The 311-nt window shown below is 63.0% G+C and carries 1 pseudogene; it reads left to right on the forward strand.

The annotated features are described in order from the left end of the window. Positions 1–81: 81 nt before the first annotated feature. Positions 82–311, forward strand: a pseudogene (locus OR16_RS38560) (hypothetical protein); the annotation flags it as partial.

Below are 311 nucleotides of genomic sequence, written 5' to 3' on the forward strand. Positions count from 1 at the left end.
AAGTGCAACTTCTCTGGCCTGCCGTAGGCGGTACTGGATGTCGTCATCAGGCGACCTGGGCCAGTAGGGGGAAGAACAAACATGGAGCAACGCAAGTTCTGGTCATCGGTAATGTGCTCATGCGGCGTGGCTTGCGGCTTGCTGGTGTTTCCGCTCGCCTCGCAGGGGCAGGCACCTGGAAGCGCTGCGCAGGAATGGCTGCGCCAGCAGGAGCGCGAACGCGTCTTGCGCGAGCAGCAGGAATCCACGCCGGATGTGCGAGTACCGATGCCGGCCATGCCGGCGCCAGATCTGTTGCCGAAGGACGAGGA

Origin of the sequence: Cupriavidus basilensis OR16, from assembly GCF_000243095.1 — a bacterium.
GTDB classification, from domain to species: Bacteria; Pseudomonadota; Gammaproteobacteria; order Burkholderiales; family Burkholderiaceae; genus Cupriavidus; species Cupriavidus basilensis_D.